The sequence below is a fragment of the Actinoplanes sp. NPDC021490 genome, assembly GCF_055562135.1.
On the sequence record NZ_JBVHFW010000001.1, the window covers coordinates 416,345 to 435,603 of the forward strand.

Consider the following 19,259-nt stretch of genomic DNA (forward strand, 5'->3'; position numbering starts at 1 on the left):
CATGGGGAGGGTCGTGGAGAAGCCGAGCGAGATCTTCGACCGGGACGACGAGTGGAACGAGCTGGTCCGCTTCGCTGGCCTGCCGCAGGGCGGGGCGACCCTGGGTGTCGTTTCCGGTCGTCGGCGTCAGGGCAAGACGTTCCTGCTCGACGCATTGGTCCAGGCGGGTGGCGGGTTCATGTTCACCGCCACCGAGTCGTCCGAGGCCGATGCGCTGCGGCAGTATGGGCAGGCGCTCGGCGACCACCTCGGTGAGGCGACACCGCTGCGGTTCGTCAACTGGGACGAAGCGATCATGAGGACGATGTCGATGGCCCGGCGCGGACCGATGCTGGTGGTGATCGATGAGTTTCCGTTCCTGGCCCGCGCCAGCCCAGCACTGCCCTCGATCATTCAGCGTGCGCTCGATCCGGCCGGACAGCGCTCGAACACGCAGGTACGGCTGCTGTTGTGTGGTTCGGCGCGGTCGTTCATGGGCGGGTTGTTGTCCGGGACCGCGCCGCTGCGGGGACGAGCCGGTCTGGAATTGGTGGTTCGGACGCTGGACTACCGGGCAGCCGCCCGGTTCTGGGACATCGACGACCCACGCACCGCCCTGCTCGTCAACGCGATCGTCGGCGGCACGCCTGCCTATCGGCACGAATTCACTCAGGACGATTCTCCGGCCGGGCCCGACGACTTCGACGACTGGGTCGTTCGTGCCGTGCTGAACCCGGCGCGCCCGTTGTTCCGAGAGGCCCGCTACCTGCTCGCGGAGGAACCCGACATCCGCGATCCCGCCCTGTACCACTCGGTCCTGGCCGCGATCGCCGACGGCCGTACCCGCCGCGGCGAGATCGCCAGCTTCCTGGGCCGGCAACCGTCCGACCTGGCCCATGCGTTGGGGGTGCTGGAGGATGCCGGACTGGTCGTGCGCGAGGAGGACGCCTTCAAGAGCAACCGGGGCGTCTACCGGACTGCTGAGCCGCTCCTGACCTTCTACCACGCCGTTATGCGCCCGGCGTGGGGTGACCTCGAACGATCCGGTCGCGCCCGGCAGGTCTGGCCCCGCCTGCAGCGCACCTTCCTGAGCAAGGTCGTCGGCCCGCATTTCGAGACGATCTGCCGGAACTGGGCCCGATGGGAAGCCGACCCGGACCTGCTCGGCGGCTATCCGACCAGGGTCGCGGCCGGCATCGTCAACGACCCCGCCGCCCGTACCCAGCACGAAGTGGACGTGGCCGTCTTCGGCCGCGACGACCAGGACCGCGAGGACCTTCTCGCGATCGGCGAGGCCAAGTGGAACGAGACCGTCGGAACAGGCCACCTGCAGCGGCTGGCCCACATCCGCACCCTGCTCAACGGCCGGAACGACATCCGCGCGGACCGGTGCCGGCTGCTGCTGTTCAGCGGCGGAGGCTTCACCGACGACCTTCTCGCGATGGCTGCCGCCGATCCCGGCATCCAACTCATCGACCTTGGCCGGCTGTACACGTGAACTGATTCCTGACGAGCGGAATTGGCCACTAACCCGAACGTTGAGACAACCAGCGCTTGCACCCCACAAGGCAGGACGCTCACGGTCGAGCGGAACAGCCCCCTGGATAGATAGCTTGTCATCCAATAATGACAAGTCATGGATTCTATCCATGGGAGAGCTGTCAGGGCTCCCGTCGACCTTCACGACTGGGCAGGCGCGGGCCGCGGGTGTGCATCCGCGCGATCTGTACGCGGCTCGAGACGGTGGCGAGCTCGTCGAGTTGTCGCGGGGGGTGTTTCGTCGCTCGGATGCGCCGGCGGCGGCGTACCCGGATCTACTGGCAGTCTCGCTGAGGGCTCCGCGGGCGGTGGTGTGCCTGCTATCGGCGGCGGTGGTGCACGACCTGACCGACGAGATTCCGATAGCGGTACAGATCGCCGTACCGCGCCGGACGTGGCCGCCGAAGCTCGACCACCCGCAGGTCGAGGTGTTCGTCTGGGACCCGGCGACCTTCGAGCTGGGGTTGGGCTCCGTCGAGGTCGCACCGGGAGAGAGGGCGAGGATCTACTCGCCAGCCCGGACAGCCATCGACCTGATGCGCATGCGGCACAAGCTCGGAGAATCAGTCGCGCACGTCTCCCTGCGCCGTTACCTGGCCCGACGTGACGCCCGAGTCGCCGACCTCATGACGTACGCAAAGGCACTGGACGTGCTCGGACCGGTCCGGGCGGCGGTCGACGTCCTGACTGCCTCATGACGGGGATGTCGTGACCCGACCCACCCGCGCCGACGCAGGTGGCCGCGCCTATCTGGGCCTGCAGAATCTGGCCCGCCGTCGGGGCCGCCAGCCCCAGACGCTGATGGTCATCTACGTTCTCGACCGGGGCCTCGCCCGCCTCGAGGTCAGCGGGTACGCGGACCGGTTCGTCCTCAAGGGCGGAATGCTGCTCGCAAGCCCGATACGGGCGAGCCGTTCGTGGAAGGTTACGCGGCGCTCGTGCGGGTGGCGGTGAGTTCCGGGAAGCGTTCTTCCCAGCGTCGCCGGAGCTTCGGTGGCAGCCAGAGACTGGGCCAGAGCCGCAGGAGCAACTCACCTGAAAGCCAGGTGCGCAAGTCTTCGACGGTGCCGGCCTCGATGAGCACCACCTTGTACATGCTGGCCATGCTCTCGGGGCGACTCAGGTCGTACTCGGCGTGACCGGACCAGTCGAGGTGATGCGGCAACGTGACCACGCCACGGGTCGGCCCGCCCAAGGCGGTGAGAGCGTCGGCCACGACGTACGGCTTCCGTTCGCCGTACGGAAGGTAGCCCACCGGCGGCCCGGATGACGGCTCGTGCCGCCGGGTTCCTACGCCGTCGGAGAACTCGCTCATAGGGTCCAACGTACTGGGCCTTCCCGCACACCCCGGCCGTAACCTGGCCCGTCCTTTAGTGGACAGGCTTCGATATTGTCGCGGTTCGGGCAAGACTGCCCGCGCGAGGAGGTTGGGGGATGACCGGCCCGATCCACCCGTCCGGCCTGGGCGGCACGCTGGCCGACGTGGTGGCCGCGCTTGGCCGGGCCCAGACGCCCTCCGGCGACCAGGACGAGCCGAGGTGTGGACCGAGCACGAGGGCGAGGCCGTCGCCGCGTTCCAGGCCTGGTGGGCCAGAGAGGACAGCCCGGCCAAAACGCTCCTGGACGGCGCGAACGCGGCCACGCTGACCGGCACCGGACTGATGATCTGCGGCGGGATCGTGCTCGCCCTCAAGGTAGCGGTCATCGCCCAGCTCGCCATCCTGGCGGTGCAGATCGCTCAGGCGGTGGCAACGGCGGTGCCGACGTTCGGCGCCAGCCTGCTCGAGATCCCGATCTTCCAGCAGCTGACCCGGACGATTGTCGGCAACCTCGTGGAGAAGGCCGTTTTCCAGCTTCTGGACGGGTGACCGGGGATGGCCAGAGGCTCCGGCAAGCTCATGCGGGCCGCATTGCGGTTCCTCCGCAAGACGCGCAAGCGGGCCCGCCCGGATCGCATGAATCCCCATTTCACCGCCCACACCATCGGCGGCGGTCACGTGAAGCCGGGCAAGCCCAAGGGCACCGGTTACCACTACCGACCCGGCGGCGAGGACTTCCCCGACCGCCGGCTCGTGCCCGGCTCGAAGACTACCTACCCGAACGGCGTGTACGAGGCGGAGCCCGAGTTCTTCGACGCGACCCTGAACCCGCCGGCTGGCGCCTGGAAGCCGAAGGCCGGCAACGGCGGCTTCAGCACGTTCTTCCCCGACGATTGGACGCCGGCACAGGTGGACAACGCGGTGTCCGGCGCTTTCAAGGACTCGACGCGGGTGTCCGGCAATAAGTGGATGGGTACCTACAATGGCGTCACGATCGAAGGTTTCTACAACCAGTCCGGCGGCTTCACGCACGGCTGGCCCGTTCCCTAGCGCACCGGAGGGCTCTCGTTGAGTGTTGTCAGCTTGCGGATCGATCCCACGTTCCGCCGCCCGGTCTATCAGGTCGAGGACCAGCGATACGACCTTCTGGGCGAGTGGCTGACCACCGAACTCGGTACGTTCTTCCTGGTCACCCTGGACGCGCTGGCGATGGCCGATGACGTGGCTCGCGGCGAGCCGCCGTTCGAGGAATGGAGCAGCGAGAACTACGCCGTGTCATTCACACCGTCGGCACTGCTGATCACCAACTTGTGGGTGCCCGGTGCCGAGGGGGAGTTCCCGGCCGAGGTCGCTCGGGTGGCGATCGAGGATTACTGGCGTTTCCTGGTCGCTCAGCCGGAACGACCAGCCGTCCGGGAGTATCGCCCCGACCTCCCTAGATGGCAGGCCGACCTGCTGCGGTGGGAGGAGAAGTGGGGCCGCACCCACCCGTACCGGGGAAGACTCTTCTGACCCAGGCGGCCTCGGCGACGGACGAGGGGCAAAACTCCTGACGTCAAGGTTTGGCCGCCTCAATTGCGGCACCGATCCGCGACCGCCTCGATCGAGAATAGGCTCGAGGGGAGCCGACCGGATTGATCGGCGACGACTGGGAATAGCGATGAACGTATTCTCTACCGCTTCCGGCACGAGCCGGCTGGCCATCATTCGAGGGAGCTCAGGCAGCGGGAAGAGTTCGGTGGCGCGGGAGGTGCGGCGCCGGTACGGGCGGGGATGTGCCCTGGTCGAACAGGACTATCTGCGGCGGATCGTCTGCCGCGAGCACGACATCAGCGGGATCGATCCGGTGGCGCCGGCCTTCATCGCTTCCACCGTGTGTCCGGAACACTGCGGTGAACACCTTCCGGAGAGTCAGATCGGTGCTGTGCTGATCGCGTACGATCTCCCGCAAACCGAACGCTGAGGCACCCGCATATCGAACATCAAGGCGCCGCATATCGAAAGTGGGTGGCCCCGCAGATCGAAACCGTGCAGCTATCATGAGGTGGTGCCCACACCGCACCTGGTCCCACGCCGCGTCGCCGTGCAGGTGAACGCCGCCCTGGCTGACACCCGTGTCGTACTGATCAGCGGGGCTCGCCAGGCCGGTAAGAGCACGCTGGTCCGCATTGTCGCTGGCGATCGGCTTGCCGAGCGCCGCGACCTCGACCGTGCTCAGGACCGAGCCGCCGCGACCGCCGACCCGGTCGGGTTCGTCGACTCCGAGGAGCTGCTGGTCATCGACGAGATCCAGCGCGTTCCGGAGCTGCTGCTGGCGATCAAGGCTGCCGTGGATGAGGACCCCCGTCCCGGCCGTTACCTGCTCACCGGCTCGTCGCGGCTGTTCGGGATGGTCGCCGCCCCCGACGCTTTGCCCGGCCGGATGGAAACCGTCGAACTCTGGCCGTTCTCCCAGGGCGAGATCGACACCGAGCCGGACGGGTTCATCGATGCCATCTTCGCGCTCGGTCCCGACCTGCGGCACGAATCGACGGTGACCCGGGCCGACTACGCGGCCAGAATCGTGCGCGGCGGCCTGCCCGAAGCGACGACCCGCGACGACCCGCGCCGCCGTCAGCGGTTTCTCGACGCGTACGTTCAAGCGCTCATCGACCGCGACGTCCGGCAGCTGTCCGACATCCAGCACAAAGGCGAGTTACGCAAGCTGGTACGCCTGCTCGCCGCCAGATCCGCGACCATCATCGCCGCCAACTCCTTGGAGTCCACGCTCGGACTGAGCCGGCCGACGGTGGCGCGTTACCTCCAGGCGCTGGAGGAGATCTTCCTGGTCAAGCGAATCCCGGGCTGGTCCCGCAATCTCGGGACCCGAGCGACCGCAGCCGCAAAATTGATCTTCGTCGACTCGGGCATCGCCGCCAACGAACTCGCCACTGATGCCCGCGCTCTGCTCAGGCCGGGGGCGCCGTTCGGCCCGCTGCTCGAATCGTTCGTCCTGTCCGAGCTCTCCCGCCAGCTCACGTGGTCCGAGCAGCAAGCCGACCTTTCCCACTACCGCGACCAGAGCAGGTACGAGGTCGACGCCGTACTCGAGAACAGATCCGGCCACGTCGTCGGCATCGAAGTCAAAGCCGCCACCTCCGTCGGTCTCGACGACTTTCGCGGGCTACGCCGGCTGGCCGACCGCCTCGGCGACGACTTCATCGCCGGCGTCGTCCTCTACACCGGCACCTCCACCCTGCCGTTCGGAGGCAAGCTCCGCGCCGTGCCGGTCAGCGCCCTGTGGCAGGTTCCCGCCTCGGCCTGATCCGGACATCTGGTCGGCTGTCCACGTTCCTCGAGATCGAAGGACCAGTGGGGCGCTGTGCGTGTCTCGGCCGACGACGGGCCTCCTTTCGCGGCATCGCCGAGTCCGACGGTCCGTGAAATCTGACAGTCGCGTTGTGATTGCTCAAGGCACGCCGACCGAAATGCGTACTAGATAACTTTTGGTATCCGCCGTTCGGCCGATTCTCAAATCGGGGTGTTCGCGAGAGCTGACAAAGGTCGGTTTGAGGGTGTGAGGGAAGTGGGCGGCGGCGTCGGAGGCTGCCTCCCGCAAGCGGCCCCACGCCGTCGATGATCACGGCGCTCGCCATTTCCGCGACCTATCCGCGCTCACGCCGCTCGCGAGCGCAACCCGACGTCGTTCCACTCGGGCAGTGCCCGAGGAGGTGCGCGATGCATCGACCAGCCCTCACGACACCCCATCGAACAACACTCTGGAGCCTTCGTGTCTACACATCCATCCACATCGGGCATTTCGCCCCGTTCACTCCTCAACTGCCATCCCGGCTTGCCGTCCGCTCGGATCCGTCACTTGTCCTCCCTGTTGACCTCCGTTGGGAAACGGACCCCTGAATCGGCATCACAGCGCAGCACAACGCGCCTTTCCTCTACCGCGGTCGTCCTGCGACAGACCCTCCAGTCTGGGTCTCTCCCCGGGGGACGACGCCATGGTTAGGTCGCTGCGGTACGTCGATCCCGTCCTGCGCGTGCAGTCCCAGATCACCGACCGGGATTGCGTCCTGCTCGACTGGCTCGCCGAGCACGGTGTGCTGACCTCGGTCCAGATCGCGCAGGCGTTGTTCCCGTCGCTGGACTACGCGCAGGAACGGCTGCGCACCCTGGTCGGCCTTCGGGTGCTGGAACGGTTCCGGCCGAACCGGGCCGGCGGCGGCTCGTTCCCGTACCACTATGTCCTCGCCCAGTTGGGTTTGGAGGTCATCGCGGCGCAACGCGGCGAGCGCCTTGAGCGCGGCTACCGCGACCGGGCCCGGCGGCGACGCTGGCAGTTGACCAACCGCGCGAACCTGGCGCACCTGGTCGGGGTCAACGGCTTCTTCACCGCCCTGGCTGGCCACGCCCGCACCCGGCCCGGCTGTGAACTGGCGCGGTGGTGGTCGGCCCGGCAGTGCCAGCAGATGGGCGCCTTCGCCGGCGAGGGCGCCGACGTCACCGAACGTACCTACATCCCCAGTTCGCGGCCCGACGGACACGGAATCTGGACCGAGGGCGGCTCGGAGATTCCGTTCCTGCTGGAGTACGACACCGGCACCGAACGGCCGCTCTCCCGCCTGGTCGACAAGATCGACGGATACGAGGAGTTCGCCCGTGTCACTGGGCGGGTGTGGCCGGTGCTGTTCTGGCTGCCCGGCCAGGTCCGGGAGCGCCGCCTCCACGAGGAACTGACCGATGCCGGTGTGCGCTATCCCGTGGTTACCGCGGTCCACGGCGTGGGCGACCCCGCCGATGCGGTGTGGTGGCTGCACCGCCGATCGGGGCGGCGCCTGCACCTGGCCGAGCTGGACGGCCACAACCTGATAGCCGTGGCGCGGTAAACGCCTGACCGGCTTTCCCGTAGTGACAGCCACCGCCGAGACCTTCCCGTGCCGGGTGACAGACGGCGCTTTCTGTCACCGCGCGTACGGCCGCGGTGGTGACAGACGCGGACGCTATCGTCTCGGCCCCCGTCGCATCGTCGCCGGCACGCCTGAGGGCTGGGCCCGCTTTCATCCATATCGACCGGAGGATCCACACCATGAAGTCCCGCCAGCACTTGCACACTCCCGCCTTCGCGTCCCGCCACGTCCCCGACGAGAACCATCGTCGTGAACGCCCTCCGGCGCGTACGGCACGGACCGGTCCGCGGGAGGTGGTCCCGTAGCAGCGCGTCGTTCGCCGGACCGGACCGTCCGCGCCAACCGCGCCGAGGGACTGGCCCAGATCCTGATCATGCTCGCGATCGGCACAGCCGCCGGAGCCGCGAGCTTCACCCACGTCCACAACGTCGCCGCGAGCCACGGCCAACCGGGCTGGCTCGCCTGGGCCGACGCCATCGTCCTCGAGTTGATGTCTATCGCCTCCGGCCTGGAACTACGCCGCCGGCGACGCGAACACACCTCACCCCGGTTCCCCGCCGTGGTGCTGGGCTGCGCGGTCGTGCTCTCACTGGCGGCACAGGTCGTCGAAGCCGAACCGTCGCCGATCGGCTGGACGGCCGCCGCCATCCCAGCACTGGGTTCCTGGTCATGGTCAAGGTCGCGCTCAGCCACACCGGTGGACCGTCCGCCTCGAAACTCGACGATTCCCCGGTCCGCGCAGAGCCCGCCGACGCACCCGCGGTCCGCAGCGCAGCAAACCCGGATCAGCGGTCCACACCGGACCGGCGCCGGTCCCGCGGACCGTCCGCCGAGGTGGAAGACCTGCGGACCGTGCTGCACGCCGCCCGGGCGATCAGAGACCGCCTGGCCGTCAGCGGCGAACCCCTGACCCGTGGCGCGCTCGCTCGCCAACTGCGAGCCGGTGGCACCAGCGTCTCCAACTCCAAAGCCTCCGCGCTGCTCAAGACGCTCAGGTCCGAGCGGAAGCCGCCACCGACCCGCCAGTACCGCGGCTCCGGTCCGGACGGGCAGCCCGAAAGCCCACGTCAGCGGCTTGATCACGGCGCTGACGTGAATCCCCGACAGGAGGGAGGTGATACATCATGACAGGCTTTCAGAACGCATCCCGGAGATCTTCCCGCCGGAACGTCCGGTCGTGGACCACGACGCCGAACAGTTCGCCCGGATATGGCTGCACGAGTCCCGCCGCCGCATCGCACGCACCGTGCCGGTGATCGCGGTGGTCCGCGAACTGGCGGCGACGCTGCGCGACGATCAGATCCCGCCACCGCAGGCTCTTCTTGCCCTGCGGCGCGCGGTCAGTCTGCTCACCGTGCTCGCCGACGTGGACCACGTCAACCAGCAGGTGGTCAATTACGGCGGTTCCGAATTCGAGGACAAAGTCGAAAGGAACCGGTTCCTCGGTCGCGAGGCGATCTCGCGGCCGGGGGAATCGACGCGGTTCGCCAAGGCGTGGCTGCTCGCCAGCCCCGCCGAGGCCATCCGTACCGAACCGGTGATCGCCCTCGTCGAGCAGCTGCTCGACATCCTGATCGTGCAGATGCCGGTCGTCGCCTAAGACTGCCTGCAGCAGGCTGTTCAGGTGCTCAACGTCTTCGCCCGCGAGGACGACACCACCGCCGGCATCGCCGGGACGGTGGATTCCACCGCCGAGTAACCCATCCATACCTCAACCGCCGAACGGGGCTGTCCCGCCGCCACAGGCAGGACGGCCCCGTCCCGGCCGCGGACAAACAGCCACTCACTATGTCGCCGTGAAACCCTTCAGTACGGCGGTGAGCCGCTCGTCGTGCGGATGGTGCCGCCGGCCCTCTTCCAGCACCGCCCGTGCCGGGCCGGCAAGGTTGTCGGCGAGAGCGACCACCGCGTCGACGTACTCCTGGCGTATGAGGTACCGATAGCCGGCCAGCCACAAGTACCCGGCGCCGTCGGCAAACGGCCCCGCATAGGCGTCCACCGCTCGGCGCAACGCCGCGACCCGCGACTGAGGGTCGGGTGCGGCCGCGGCGTCCGCGACAGCGTCGAGCATCGTCCACAAGTCGACGTCGAACCCGGCCCGGTCCAACACGTACTGATGCTGCCGCACCTTCAGGTAGCTGCCGTCACCGCCGAGCCGGGCGAAGACTTGCCGCAGGTTGTACGTGTAGGTGTGCATCCGCTCCACGGCCTTACTCCGGGACGGCTCAGGCAGCAGGTTCTCGAGGATGAGGTCCTGATGCACGCTGCCGCCGCACGCGATCAGGTACGTCAAGAACTCCAGGGAACGCTTCCGGACATGCACATCCGCGGGAACATCCAGAATTTCCGGCTTCCCGAGCACCCGCACCCTGATAACCGCACGAGAACCACCACGGGCGTCGGTTCCATTGGGCAGCCGCTCCGGACGGCCAAGCGCCGGGAGGGTACGGGCGTCCGGCCAGGAATCCACGTCACCAGCATCGCGACCGCCGGCCCGATCATGCATGAGCAGGACGGTAACGCATCAACCGCCAAAGCATGGACGTCAATATGTACGTGCCAACCCGCCATCCTGACTGGGAGACACCTTGACCGATCGTCGCCGCACCCGCACACCTGCCGGCCCTGAACCGCCCACCGATTCGCCGCCGACCATCGAGGACCTGAAGGCACTCGGCGCCACCACCGACGTGGTCACCGCCGGACAGTTCCTCGGCATCTCCCGCAACACCGCCTACCGGCTGGCCCACCGCGGAGCGTTCCCGCTGCCGCTCATACGCGTCGGCGCTCAGTACCGCGTTCCGACGGCTGCCCTGATCGCCGCTCTTCACTCGCAACCAGGAGAGCCACGCACTGTCAGCGGCGAAGCGCCGTAGCCACCGCACCAAGACGACTTGATCAATGTTAGGAGCAGAGCGTGAATGACGAGCGAACACCGAAAAACCGTTGCACACCAACCCTCATACGCTGGGAGCGTCCACCTCGTGGCCACCGATACCCCGTTCAAAGTCTGCCGTTGCAAGGACCCTGACACCGACCGACCACTGCGCAACAAATGCCCGAAACTGCGCCGCGCCAACCGATCCTGGAGCCTCACCCACGGCCAATGGGCATACCAGCTCGAAATCCCGCCGACCGCCGACGGGAAACGACGCCAACTGAGGCCCAGCACCGGCTTCGAGAACCGCGACGCCGCCCAGGACGAAATCGACCAGGTCCGCCGACTGCTCGACCTTGCCGGCAAAGACCCGAAACGGCTGACCGAAGTCGCCGACCTCATCCAGGCCTCCCGCCGCGCCACCGGCGACCTGCCCGACCTCGACACCGTCCGGTTCCGCCTGAAGACCGACACCGCCCTCGGCGGCATCCCCACCCTCGCCCAATACCTGACCGGCTGGGTCAACAACATCGAGATCGACGAGAACACCCGCCGCAGCTACGCCAACCACATCACCACCCACCTGATCCCGCACCTCGGCGACGTCGCCCTCGACCAACTCCGCCCCCACCACATCCACACCCTCATCCGCAAAATCAAAGAACGAAACGAGGACATCCTCGCCAGACGAAACGACCCCGACCCCGCCGTACGCAAGAGCGTCGCCGGGAAACGGCCCACCGGGGAGGCGACCCGCTCCCGTATCCGCGCCACCTTGCGCAAGGCGTTCAACGATGCTCTCCGGGAAGGCATCATCGCCGGCGTAGCCAACCCCGCCGCCCTGGTGAAGACTCGCAACAAACGATCCCGGCCGATCGTCTGGGAACCCGAACGCGTCGAACGCTGGCGAGCCACCGGCGAAGTCCCCAGCCCCGTCATGGTCTGGACCGACGAACTGCTCGCCGACTTCCTCGACTACGCCGCCGCCCACGCACCCGACATCCACCCGATGCTGCACCTCATGGCCTACCGCGGCACCCGCCGCGGCGAAACCTGCGGCCTCCTCGACGCCGAAGTCCGCCTCCGCAAAGCCGAAATAGGCATCATCAACCAGATCACCACCTACGGCGGCGGAAGCATTCGCCACAAGAAACCCAAGAGCGAAGCCGGCAACCGCGACGTCATCCTCGACCCCGACACCGTCGCTTTGTTCACCAGCTACAAAGTCCAGCGCGCGAAGTGGCAGCTGGCCGCCGGCCCCGCTTGGCCCGACACTGGCCTGTTCTTCGTCCGACCCGACGGCAGAGCCTGGCACCCCGCCTCGGTATCCCAGCGCTTCCGCCGACTCACCCAACGCGGCGGCTTCCCACCCATCCGCCTCCATGACCTACGCCACTGCGCCGCCACCATCGCCCTCGAAGCCGGCATCGACATCAAAGTCGTCTCCGAACAACTCGGCCACTCCACCACCACTCTGACCCGCGACACCTACCAGAGCGTCTCCAAGGAGCTGCACCACGAGGCCGCCGGAGCCGTCGCCGATCGCATCAAAGCCAAACGGCGAAACGCCGCCTGAGCAGGGTCGAGCTTTCGGAGAGCCCACCGGCCTCGAGCTAGTCAGCAGCAGGGTCATCCCCCGACGGCGGGCCTCAGCCATTCCTTGCTTACCGACGTGACAGCTCAAATCGCCGGGAGCGCGCCTTCCAATCGACCAGGGCGCTGCCGGGGCCGCTGACTCCCGGGTGCTTCGCCGCAGCTCGAACGCCAAGGCTCCGCATACCGAAACCAAGAGTGCCCGCAAATTGAATGCGGGCGGACATGATCATCGGTCCTGCACCTGGATCACAGCCGCGAATGTCGTGCTGCTCAGTCGATGTTGAGTGACCGGCCGACCTCCGGCTGAACCTCCGTGAGGAACCATCGAAGATGATCCAGCAGGGTGGCCCGCGCATGCGGGTCGGCGAGAACGGTCAGCGGGAAACCCGGCCGAAGGGCGATCTTGGCGGCCGGGATGTTCACTCCAGGCATCTTGTTGAGCCGCAGCCGGAGTTCCTCCCGCAGCGCGATGTCGTCGAATGGTGGGCGGGTGCTCAGGTATTGGAACACCACCTCGAACTTCCCGCTCGGGTAGATGGTCGCGGGCCAGATGTCGCCGGACTCATGTTGGCGGTCTCGCGCCATCAAGAAGCAGGAGGTCTCACCGGCGGCGCCGTAGAGCAGGGAGCCACCCAGCTCTGTCCAGCCGTCGATCGCGGCCAGTGTCGCCTCGGCGACCGCTGGTCCTTGCAGGGCAGCGAGCTGTTCTGCGAACCGTTCGGCCGGCGGTACGCCGTGTCCCGGGCGGGGGCGAGGAAGCCGTTTCGGTAGCTCATCGGGGGCCAGCCCGGCGAGCTGGGCAAGCTCTTCGACCCCAATGCGCTGGGCTTGGCTTGCGCGGCCGCGATCGTCGAACTCCACTCCTTCGGCCCGCAGGATCGCGGCAGGGTCGTCGGTCCGGCCGGGTTCGAGCCAGCGGAACCCGGGCGCGATGGTGCCTTCGACCTGAAGGACGCGGTGGGCGTTGGGGACGGGGTAGGTGGCTAGGCGGACGCCGAGGGGCTGCGGCGCCGTGCCGATCAGTGCCGCGAGGTCACCGTAGGTTGTCCACGAGCCGGCCGGAAGCTCGGCGAGTGCCTTGGCCATGACGTCCCACGACACCTCGGACCGCGTACCCGGTTGGCTGGTGGGTCCGGGCCAGATGCTGATGATGCGTTCGGCGAGTGTTTGAGATCGGGCCTGGATCTGCGGGCGTCCCCAGCGTTCCTGAACGGCGATTTCCTGGTTGAGGCGGATTCCGCTGCGGGCGAGGCTTGCGCGCTTGACGGCGAACGGGCTGTTGCTCAGTTCCGAGTTGTAGCCGGTCAAGGTGAGGTTTCCCAGCGTGTGCACGAGCGCTTCGTGAGCCTCGTCGACGTTCTCGTCAGGGCCGAGGTCGACAGCCAGCGTCTGTCGCCACTCCGCGGTCGGACTCTGCGGTAGCAGGTGCTCGATCGTCAGTGTGTCCGCGGCGACCGGCTCCTTGCTGCCGTAGGACTCCTCCAACCAGCGCAGCACCAGGTTGCGTTGGTGCGGGCGTCCGTTGAGGTAATACGGGATCGACCTGACCGCGTCGCGAACCGCCTCGTCGGCGGCGTAGTACTTGCGGCCTGCCGACAGGAATTGCCGGACCGCCTCGTCCACGGCGAGCTTCTCGTCCATCTCGGTGACGATCGACAGCAGGATCCGGTTGATGTTGGCGGTCGCCCGGCCGATCACCAACCGCCGCACCAGGAAGCTCTCCACGTACAGCATCGCCTGCGCGATCTGCTCGGACGTCGCGGTGCCCTCGTCGCGGCGGTCCAGCAGATGCAGGAGCAGTGAGTACACCGTCGTCGTCTGCCAGGCGTTCGAGCGTTCCAAACGACGCCGTACGCCCGGGTTCGTCTCCTGCTCAGGGTGCAGGATGACGTGCAGCAGCGCGCCGAGTCGTCCGAATCGGCGAACCTCAGCTTCGATCTCTTCCTCGGTGTGCAGTCGGTCTAGACGGGCCTGCTGACCCGCGTAGATGTCAGATTGCTTGGCGCGCGGATCGAGGCGCACGAGGTCCAGCCAGAAGAGCAACTCCAGCTCGGCCGGGGAGAGTGTCTGTTGAAGTGCGAGCCACAGCGACTGATAGACCGCCTCCGCCCGGGTCGGCAGTCGCATGAACAGGTAATTGCGCAGCAAGTCGGCCTGGGTGAGCTTCAGGCCGGTGTTGTTCAATGACTCGAAGATGCGGTGGACATTGTCGCCTTGCTGCGCGGTGACCGACACCAGTGCCAGGCCCGAGATCACCGCGTCCTCGATGCGCTGGATGTCCAGCGGATCGTCCGGGTCATCCGCGGCGACGAGCTGGGCTGCGAAGAACCGATACGCGGTACCGACGGGATCCGCGCCGCCGGCTTGCGGTGTGGCATCCAGGCACGCCTGGTAGGCGCCGCGGTCGGCTTGGGTGGGCACCAGCTTCAACCGCTGCTGCTCCGGCCGGTATGGATTGATCAAGTACTGCTGATTGAGCCGTTCCCGGTGCTCCGCCGACTCCTGCTGCGCGCGATGATCGCGGATGGCGCAGAGCAGAATGGACACTGTGGTTAGCCGCTGCTGACCGTCGACGACCAGGAACTGCGACACGCCGGACGGCCCGTTGCTCGGACTCTGCGCCAGCACGAGCGACCCGATGAAGTGGGTCGCGTTCGGGTGATCGGCGCGGTCTTCGGCGAGCGCGAGGATGTCATCCCAAAGCCGGGAGAGCTGCGGCTTGCTCCACGAATACGTGCGCTGGTAGAGCGGAACCTGATATTGCTTGGCACCTTCAAGTAAGCCCTGCAAGCTGGTCTCTGCTGCCGCGACCACGTCCGGGGACACCGCCTCACGTTCGACTTACGTACGTTGGAGTACTCAAAGTAGTGGCATCCGGTACAGGAAGCCGTCCGGCGAAACAGGTATTCGTGGCGGCCGTTCGGACGACCGCTACCGGCTTGAGGCGAGGTCGCCGTCCTCGTGGGTGAGGTCGAATTGGCCGCCGGACAATTCGGCGAGGCTCGCCGAAGCGTCCCTGACCAGGACGTCGAGGGCGGATGCGACCAGCCAGGGAGGGAACTCGTTCGGCCGTAGGAGACCCGCCAGCATGTGTGCCACCTCGTGCTTCCGCGGCCCGCCTTGCCGGCGACAAGTTCGGCCGAGGTGGTGTTGTATGCCGCCAAGGCACACGAATCCCGGAGAGCTGGCTCGGCGCTCCGTCAGCCCGGCCTTCGAGCCCGCCACCGGTAGCTGTCATGCCGGCGGCCGAACCGGCAGTACCCCGTCGTTTCCGGTGGGCGGCGAGATCATGCGCCCATTCCGCTGCTGCCGACCGGTATCCGTTTCGTAGTGCCGCCGACTTGGTCGGCCCTGCCGGCCCGCAGGACGCCACCTGCCGGATGGCGACTGGAGCCAAGTTGGGAGCCGGCTCCGGAGGGTTGGCAGTGGTGGGGTGCCGATCTGGGGTCGAGCACCTCGATCCCGAGGCTGCAGCGAGACCCGCAACCACCACCGATCAGAAGGTTAAGCAGCGGCGTTGCCGATCCGGTCGATCCCGTGTTCAGGTGCTTTGGAGATCCGGGTCCGACGCTGAGTAGTAACAGCTACGCCGTAATTGCCGCTTATGGTGCTCCTCATTGGGTAGGGGGACGGAGCAGCGAACTCGCCGTCTCAGCCGCTTGGTCGTGCGTTTGGGTGATAGCCGTATTCGGCAAGGCGGTCACGGGCGATCTGGAGTTCTTCGTCGGTGAACAGCGCCGACCAGGGCTCCTGCAGGACAAACGCCTCGACGGTGAGGTCGAGCCGTTTCTTCTCCCAGAGGGTGGTGAATCCGCTGGAGACCGACGAGGCGTTCAGGAGCTGGCGGGCCGCGCCAAGGCCGCCGGAGGTGGAGATCATTCGGATGTAGATGGTGGCGTTGTAGTTGATCTCGCGCTTCATGGCGCGATAGCCGTCGACGAGCGCCTGGTGGAATTGTTTCTCGAGTGCGGCGGTGTCGGCCGGAGGCGTGGTGCTTCGTTCCTGCGTTCGGGCGGCGGCCTGTTCCGGCGGCGTCGCTGTGGGCCGTGCGGCCGGTTGCCGTGGGCGGTCGGCTGGGTTGGGGCCGAGCGAGATGTGGTCGGCGAGGCCAGTGCCGAGGTGTTGCGGACGGGGCATGCTGCGGGCGTGCAGGCCACGGACGAGCGCGGTGTAGATGTCGCGCATCGAGAGCAGATCTCCGGCACCGGGGATGCCGTCGCGGAGTACCCGGAGCAGTTCGCCGGTGAATGCCGTGTACCGGTCGCCGGGTGTGGCGATCGAGGTCGAGTTGGCCGGCGCGGAGGTGACGGTGTAGGTGCCGCTGATGTCGATGGCTGCGGTCAATGCCGAGGAGACCGAGGTCATCGCGGTTGCCGCGCGGCCCGAGAAGCAGCAGTCGAGTATCAGGATCCGATTCTTCGCCGGGCTTTCGGCCAGGGCCATGCGTAGCCATTCGATCGGCACGGCGGTGTAGGCGACGCGGTTCGGGTCGGTGTTGGCGACTGCGAGATGCAGTGCTCCACGCGGGGTAAGCAGGCCGTGCCCGGCGTAGTAGACGATCGCGGTGTCGCCGGCCGCGTTGACGGTCTCGTCGAGCGCGGCACCGACCTCGTCCTGGGCGCGTGGGTTGATGAGCTGGCGGCAGCGGGCGGGATCAACCACGCCTGTCGCGGGATCGGTGAGTGCCTCGGCCAGGGCGGAGATGTTGTTGGCCACGGACGGCAGGTCGGTGATCGCGTCGCTGGCGAAGTGAGCCGCTCCGATGATCAGCGCATTGGAGCTGTGGGGGTTCGGTAGTCGCGTGGCCATCACGGTCCGCCGGTGGATGCGAGCGCCTCTTGCAGCAGTTCGGTAGCGGAGGCGGCGTTGGCGGCGTCGATCTCGACGCGGCAGGTCCGGTCGCCGTTCGTGACTTCGACGCTGACCTTGGTGCGTCGCGCAGAGATCCAGGCGTTCAGCGTGCCGCCCAGCGCGGCCACCGCACCGCCGCTGCTGAGTGCCACGGTCAGGGTCTCCGTGACGCCGCCCATGTCACCGGGTTTCAGGTCGGCCGTCACGGTCTTGACCCGGCCGCGGAACTCGTCGTCGTCTTGAAGCCAGGAGTAGAGCGATGTCAGCTCTTGCGTCTCGTTGTCACCGACCGCGATCTGCGCATGCACGCGGCGATAATCCTCGTTCCGCTGAGGGAACACCAGACGTCGATGGTGTCGGCTTGACGACCGGCGCATCCGACGCCGACGGCTTCCGTTAGCCCAGCCCTCCGATAGGTGGAATCACGGCGAGCACGAGGGTTCTCCGCGACGGTGACAAGAAGTATGTTTACGCCCACGGAGCGCGTCGAGTGGGGTCCTGGGGCAAGGTGGATGAGTTACGGCAAGTACAACCATCAAGGATATTTCGGCGAGAGCTTCGTGCGTGTCCTGGCCAGCGCCGCCGGCCTGATCGCCGGTCAGCAGGACATCGACCATACGGGCGTGGACTTCTCCATCGACTTTCCTGGAGTGCGTGGCACGGTCCGCTTCCCGAAAATCGAGGCGCAGGTCAAGTCGTGGTCCAGTCCCAAAGGGACCGACCTGCACTGGCACTACCCCATGAACGTGGACCACTACAACAACCTCGCCGGTGAGGGGTTCGCGGTGTCGCGTTACCTCTTTCTGATCATCGTTCCGTCGGATACCGATCACTACGCACACGTGGACGAGACATCTATGCGGCTCAGCCACTGTGGGTACTGGGCGTCGTTGCGCGATGCACCGGTTATCGACCAGGGTGCACGGCGCCACATCACGGTTCACGTTCCCAAGCGCAACCTGCTAACCATCAACGGCCTGCGGTCGCTTCTCGGCGTCGTCCCAGCGCAACGGGCACCCGCCTCATGATGCCGCGTGTTCTGGTAGGTGATGACGAGCTGCGTGCCGCCACGGCCCTGACGCCCGAGACATTGAGCCAATACCTGTCTTCCACCGGTTGGTCACCGGAGCAGCGTCTCGAGCGTGCGACCTTGTGGACGCGCCGCGAGGACGACGGCGATTTTCAGGTGCTGGTCCCCGGGGATCGCGCGTTGCGTGATTACGCGAGTCGCGTGTCCGACTTCCTCACCACCGTGGCGGCCGTCGAGGAGCGTCCGATCCGGCTGCTCCTCGACGACCTTGAAAACGGTGGAGCGGACACCCTTTCCTTCCGGCTGCTCCCGAGCGGTCCCTCCGGCACGATTCCGCTGTTCAATGCGGTGGACGCGCTGGCGGGCGTGCGAGAGCTGGTCGTGTCGTCCGCATATGCGCTGACGAGCGACCAGCCGATGCTGGTGCAAGGACGTCGGCCGGAGAGCGCGCTCGACTTCGCCCGCACCGTGCGACTGGGCACCCCACGGGCCGGAAGCTGGGCGATCGCAGCGCAACTCGCCGTGCAGCGCGTGGACGCGGAAGCTGCCCCGCCATTCGCCCGTCAAGTATCGCTGCAGATGCATCGAGCCGTTCGGGCGTGTTTCGCTGCCTCGGGCGAGGCGCTACGCGAGTTCGATCTCGAATTGTTTCTGCGCCGCACCGGTGAGGGCGTGTCGGCGAATGTCTGTGACGCGTTGGCCAAACTCGGCCGTGATGGTGTGCCATACGACGTACGGTTCAACTGGGCGCGTGAGCTGCCGTCATCCGTGCCGGCTCGGTCGTTCCGTTTCAGCACGCGGCGGATCGAGGTTCTGCACACGGCGGCGGAGCAGCTCAAGGTGGCAGTTCCGGACGGGGAAGTAACCGTTGAGGGGCAGGTCAGCAAGCTCCGGCGGGATATAGGCGAGGGTGGCCAGGCAACCGTGCGGGGTCCGATCCGCACCGTGTACGGCTCCTCGGAACGGTCCGTTCGGGTCATGCTGCCGGACGCCCTCTATCAACGGCTCGTCGATGCGCACGGGCGGCGGCAGCACGTACGGGTCACCGGGACGGCCGTGCGCGGGCGTATCGAGCGCGTTTCCCGAGTGGAGGTCCTGGACGGCGCCACCGAAATCTGACCGCTTTGCCTGCGGCGATTCCACCATTTGGGGGATCGCCGCGACTGATG

At 67.1% G+C, this 19,259-nt stretch carries 19 protein-coding genes and 1 pseudogene; 15 read left to right on the forward strand and 5 right to left on the reverse strand.

Features of this window, described 5'->3' with window-relative positions; all coding sequences use genetic code 11:
* Nucleotide 1: 1 nt before the first annotated feature.
* The 3 genes from ACZ3I4_RS01925 (at nucleotide 2) to ACZ3I4_RS01935 (ending at nucleotide 2,472) form a co-directional block, all read left to right on the forward strand.
* A complete protein-coding gene (locus tag ACZ3I4_RS01925) occupies nucleotides 2-1,477 on the forward strand; it encodes an AAA family ATPase (protein WP_465379962.1) in 1,476 nt (491 codons plus the stop codon).
* A gap of 151 nt (nucleotides 1,478-1,628) precedes the next feature.
* Nucleotides 1,629-2,216 (forward strand): type IV toxin-antitoxin system AbiEi family antitoxin domain-containing protein, encoded by a 588-nt coding sequence (locus ACZ3I4_RS01930; RefSeq protein WP_465379963.1) that lies wholly within the window; start codon nucleotides 1,629-1,631, stop codon nucleotides 2,214-2,216.
* A gap of 10 nt (nucleotides 2,217-2,226) precedes the next feature.
* Complete coding sequence (locus tag ACZ3I4_RS01935) at nucleotides 2,227-2,472, forward strand: hypothetical protein (protein WP_465379964.1); 246 nt, start codon at nucleotides 2,227-2,229, stop codon at nucleotides 2,470-2,472.
* On the opposite strand, the gene ACZ3I4_RS01940 is transcribed toward ACZ3I4_RS01935, so the two are convergent.
* Nucleotides 2,444-2,833, reverse strand: coding sequence for a hypothetical protein (locus tag ACZ3I4_RS01940; RefSeq protein WP_465379965.1), 390 nt, complete (start codon nucleotides 2,831-2,833; stop codon nucleotides 2,444-2,446). The two genes, ACZ3I4_RS01935 and ACZ3I4_RS01940, sit on opposite strands and share 29 nt — an antisense overlap.
* A 223-nt stretch (nucleotides 2,834-3,056) precedes the next feature.
* On the opposite strand from ACZ3I4_RS01940, the gene ACZ3I4_RS01945 reads away from it, so the two are divergent.
* The 8 genes and pseudogenes from ACZ3I4_RS01945 (at nucleotide 3,057) to ACZ3I4_RS01980 (ending at nucleotide 9,335) form a co-directional block, all read left to right on the forward strand.
* Nucleotides 3,057-3,386 (forward strand): hypothetical protein, encoded by a 330-nt coding sequence (locus tag ACZ3I4_RS01945; RefSeq protein ID WP_465379966.1) that lies wholly within the window; start codon nucleotides 3,057-3,059, stop codon nucleotides 3,384-3,386.
* A 6-nt stretch (nucleotides 3,387-3,392) separates the two neighbouring features.
* Nucleotides 3,393-3,887, forward strand: a complete 495-nt coding sequence (locus ACZ3I4_RS01950) for an EndoU domain-containing protein (protein WP_465379967.1) — start codon at nucleotides 3,393-3,395, stop codon at nucleotides 3,885-3,887.
* Nucleotides 3,888-3,920: 33 nt separating this feature from the next.
* A complete protein-coding gene (locus ACZ3I4_RS01955; protein ID WP_465379968.1) occupies nucleotides 3,921-4,349 on the forward strand; it encodes a hypothetical protein in 429 nt (142 codons plus the stop codon).
* Nucleotides 4,350-4,497: 148 nt separating this feature from the next.
* Nucleotides 4,498-4,713: pseudogene (locus ACZ3I4_RS01960) on the forward strand (P-loop NTPase family protein); the annotation flags it as partial.
* Nucleotides 4,714-4,884: 171 nt separating this feature from the next.
* Nucleotides 4,885-6,141 carry an ATP-binding protein gene (locus ACZ3I4_RS01965; RefSeq protein ID WP_465379969.1) on the forward strand — a complete coding sequence of 419 codons (1,257 nt, stop codon included), beginning with the start codon at nucleotides 4,885-4,887 and terminating at the stop codon, nucleotides 6,139-6,141.
* A 688-nt stretch (nucleotides 6,142-6,829) separates the two neighbouring features.
* Nucleotides 6,830-7,714, forward strand: a complete 885-nt coding sequence (locus ACZ3I4_RS01970) for a replication-relaxation family protein (protein WP_465379970.1) — start codon at nucleotides 6,830-6,832, stop codon at nucleotides 7,712-7,714.
* A gap of 394 nt (nucleotides 7,715-8,108) precedes the next feature.
* Nucleotides 8,109-8,645, forward strand: a complete 537-nt coding sequence (locus ACZ3I4_RS01975) for a DUF2637 domain-containing protein (RefSeq protein ID WP_465379971.1) — start codon at nucleotides 8,109-8,111, stop codon at nucleotides 8,643-8,645.
* Nucleotides 8,646-8,912: 267 nt separating this feature from the next.
* The gene (locus ACZ3I4_RS01980) at nucleotides 8,913-9,335 is read left to right on the forward strand and encodes a hypothetical protein (protein WP_465379972.1); all 423 of its coding nucleotides are present in this window, start codon (nucleotides 8,913-8,915) and stop codon (nucleotides 9,333-9,335) included.
* 186 nt (nucleotides 9,336-9,521) lie between these two features.
* Here the strand turns inward: ACZ3I4_RS01980 and ACZ3I4_RS01985 are convergent, their stop codons facing one another.
* A complete protein-coding gene (locus ACZ3I4_RS01985) occupies nucleotides 9,522-10,241 on the reverse strand; it encodes an AfsR/SARP family transcriptional regulator (RefSeq protein WP_465379973.1) in 720 nt (239 codons plus the stop codon).
* Between the two features lie 82 nt (nucleotides 10,242-10,323).
* On the opposite strand from ACZ3I4_RS01985, the gene ACZ3I4_RS01990 reads away from it, so the two are divergent.
* Complete coding sequence (locus ACZ3I4_RS01990) at nucleotides 10,324-10,611, forward strand: helix-turn-helix domain-containing protein (protein ID WP_465379974.1); 288 nt, start codon at nucleotides 10,324-10,326, stop codon at nucleotides 10,609-10,611.
* 108 nt (nucleotides 10,612-10,719) lie between these two features.
* Nucleotides 10,720-12,189 (forward strand): tyrosine-type recombinase/integrase, encoded by a 1,470-nt coding sequence (locus ACZ3I4_RS01995; protein WP_465379975.1) that lies wholly within the window; start codon nucleotides 10,720-10,722, stop codon nucleotides 12,187-12,189.
* A gap of 290 nt (nucleotides 12,190-12,479) precedes the next feature.
* Here the strand turns inward: ACZ3I4_RS01995 and ACZ3I4_RS02000 are convergent, their stop codons facing one another.
* The 3 genes from ACZ3I4_RS02000 to ACZ3I4_RS02010 form a co-directional block, all read right to left on the reverse strand.
* A complete protein-coding gene (locus ACZ3I4_RS02000; protein WP_465379976.1) occupies nucleotides 12,480-15,035 on the reverse strand; it encodes a GmrSD restriction endonuclease domain-containing protein in 2,556 nt (851 codons plus the stop codon).
* Nucleotides 15,036-15,860: 825 nt separating this feature from the next.
* On the reverse strand, nucleotides 15,861-17,018 hold the full coding sequence (locus ACZ3I4_RS02005) for a caspase family protein (protein WP_465379977.1): 1,158 nt from the start codon (nucleotides 17,016-17,018) through the stop codon (nucleotides 15,861-15,863).
* On the reverse strand, nucleotides 17,018-17,368 hold the full coding sequence (locus ACZ3I4_RS02010; protein WP_465379978.1) for an effector-associated constant component EACC1: 351 nt from the start codon (nucleotides 17,366-17,368) through the stop codon (nucleotides 17,018-17,020). The genes ACZ3I4_RS02005 and ACZ3I4_RS02010 overlap by 1 nt, the downstream gene beginning before the upstream one ends.
* Nucleotides 17,369-17,572: 204 nt before the next feature.
* Between ACZ3I4_RS02010 and ACZ3I4_RS02015 the strand changes: the two genes are divergently transcribed.
* Both ACZ3I4_RS02015 and ACZ3I4_RS02020 read left to right on the forward strand, forming a co-directional pair.
* The gene (locus ACZ3I4_RS02015) at nucleotides 17,573-18,088 is read left to right on the forward strand and encodes a DUF4365 domain-containing protein (RefSeq protein WP_465379979.1); all 516 of its coding nucleotides are present in this window, start codon (nucleotides 17,573-17,575) and stop codon (nucleotides 18,086-18,088) included.
* Nucleotides 18,085-19,209, forward strand: a complete 1,125-nt coding sequence (locus ACZ3I4_RS02020) for a hypothetical protein (protein ID WP_465379980.1) — start codon at nucleotides 18,085-18,087, stop codon at nucleotides 19,207-19,209. Before ACZ3I4_RS02015 ends, ACZ3I4_RS02020 begins: the two co-directional genes overlap by 4 nt.
* Nucleotides 19,210-19,259: the final 50 nt, after the last annotated feature.

Bases quoted from the DNA above. Each gene is read 5' to 3' on its own strand.
- ACZ3I4_RS01925 (WP_465379962.1), top strand. From the start codon at position 2: ATGGGGAGGGTCGTGGAGAAGCCGAGCGAGATCTTCGACCGGGACGAC.
- ACZ3I4_RS01930 (WP_465379963.1), top strand. From the start codon at position 1,629: ATGGGAGAGCTGTCAGGGCTCCCGTCGACCTTCACGACTGGGCAGGCG.
- ACZ3I4_RS01940 (WP_465379965.1), bottom strand. From the start codon at position 2,833: ATGAGCGAGTTCTCCGACGGCGTAGGAACCCGGCGGCACGAGCCGTCA.
- ACZ3I4_RS01950 (WP_465379967.1), top strand. From the start codon at position 3,393: ATGGCCAGAGGCTCCGGCAAGCTCATGCGGGCCGCATTGCGGTTCCTC.
- ACZ3I4_RS01970 (WP_465379970.1), top strand. From the start codon at position 6,830: ATGGTTAGGTCGCTGCGGTACGTCGATCCCGTCCTGCGCGTGCAGTCC.
- ACZ3I4_RS01975 (WP_465379971.1), top strand. From the start codon at position 8,109: ATGCTCGCGATCGGCACAGCCGCCGGAGCCGCGAGCTTCACCCACGTC.
- ACZ3I4_RS01985 (WP_465379973.1), bottom strand. From the start codon at position 10,241: ATGCATGATCGGGCCGGCGGTCGCGATGCTGGTGACGTGGATTCCTGG.
- ACZ3I4_RS02005 (WP_465379977.1), bottom strand. From the start codon at position 17,018: ATGGCCACGCGACTACCGAACCCCCACAGCTCCAATGCGCTGATCATC.
- ACZ3I4_RS02015 (WP_465379979.1), top strand. From the start codon at position 17,573: ATGAGTTACGGCAAGTACAACCATCAAGGATATTTCGGCGAGAGCTTC.
- ACZ3I4_RS02020 (WP_465379980.1), top strand. From the start codon at position 18,085: ATGATGCCGCGTGTTCTGGTAGGTGATGACGAGCTGCGTGCCGCCACG.